The organism is Serratia sp. EC4 (genome assembly GCF_059652115.1).
The window spans coordinates 1-1,709 of record NZ_JBNIDE010000027.1; the positions used below are offsets into that span (position 1 = coordinate 1).

General features: G+C 52.4%; 1 rRNA gene. It reads right to left on the reverse strand.

Annotation, left to right across the window (positions count from 1 at the left end):
• Positions 1–12: 12 nt before the first annotated feature.
• A 16S ribosomal RNA gene (locus ACP39K_RS24505) occupies positions 13–1,554 on the reverse strand.
• Between the last annotated feature and the right edge of the window lie 155 nt (positions 1,555–1,709).

Below are 1,709 nucleotides of genomic sequence, written 5' to 3' on the forward strand. Positions count from 1 at the left end.
AATATCTTTAGGTAAGGAGGTGATCCAACCGCAGGTTCCCCTACGGTTACCTTGTTACGACTTCACCCCAGTCATGAATCACAAAGTGGTAAGCGCCCTCCCGAAGGTTAAGCTACCTACTTCTTTTGCAACCCACTCCCATGGTGTGACGGGCGGTGTGTACAAGGCCCGGGAACGTATTCACCGTAGCATTCTGATCTACGATTACTAGCGATTCCGACTTCATGGAGTCGAGTTGCAGACTCCAATCCGGACTACGACATACTTTATGAGGTCCGCTTGCTCTCGCGAGGTCGCTTCTCTTTGTATATGCCATTGTAGCACGTGTGTAGCCCTACTCGTAAGGGCCATGATGACTTGACGTCATCCCCACCTTCCTCCAGTTTATCACTGGCAGTCTCCTTTGAGTTCCCGGCCGAACCGCTGGCAACAAAGGATAAGGGTTGCGCTCGTTGCGGGACTTAACCCAACATTTCACAACACGAGCTGACGACAGCCATGCAGCACCTGTCTCAGAGTTCCCGAAGGCACCAATCCATCTCTGGAAAGTTCTCTGGATGTCAAGAGTAGGTAAGGTTCTTCGCGTTGCATCGAATTAAACCACATGCTCCACCGCTTGTGCGGGCCCCCGTCAATTCATTTGAGTTTTAACCTTGCGGCCGTACTCCCCAGGCGGTCGATTTAACGCGTTAGCTCCGGAAGCCACGCCTCAAGGGCACAACCTCCAAATCGACATCGTTTACAGCGTGGACTACCAGGGTATCTAATCCTGTTTGCTCCCCACGCTTTCGCACCTGAGCGTCAGTCTTCGTCCAGGGGGCCGCCTTCGCCACCGGTATTCCTCCAGATCTCTACGCATTTCACCGCTACACCTGGAATTCTACCCCCCTCTACGAGACTCTAGCTTGCCAGTTTCAAATGCAGTTCCCAGGTTGAGCCCGGGGATTTCACATCTGACTTAACAAACCGCCTGCGTGCGCTTTACGCCCAGTAATTCCGATTAACGCTTGCACCCTCCGTATTACCGCGGCTGCTGGCACGGAGTTAGCCGGTGCTTCTTCTGCGAGTAACGTCAATTGATGAGCGTATTAAGCTCACCACCTTCCTCCTCGCTGAAAGTGCTTTACAACCCGAAGGCCTTCTTCACACACGCGGCATGGCTGCATCAGGCTTGCGCCCATTGTGCAATATTCCCCACTGCTGCCTCCCGTAGGAGTCTGGACCGTGTCTCAGTTCCAGTGTGGCTGGTCATCCTCTCAGACCAGCTAGGGATCGTCGCCTAGGTGAGCCATTACCCCACCTACTAGCTAATCCCATCTGGGCACATCTGATGGCAAGAGGCCCGAAGGTCCCCCTCTTTGGTCTTGCGACGTTATGCGGTATTAGCTACCGTTTCCAGTAGTTATCCCCCTCCATCAGGCAGTTTCCCAGACATTACTCACCCGTCCGCCGCTCGTCACCCAGGGAGCAAGCTCCCCTGTGCTACCGCTCGACTTGCATGTGTTAAGCCTGCCGCCAGCGTTCAATCTGAGCCATGATCAAACTCTTCAATTAAAAGCTTGATTTGCTTCCACTCGAGAAGCGATGCTCAAAGATTTACTGCATGAATTTTACTTCAGTTAGTCACTCTTCAAGACTTGATATTTTTTTGCATCCGAAGATGCTGGATATCGTCTTGTGGAGTGCCCACACAGATTGTCTGATAAATT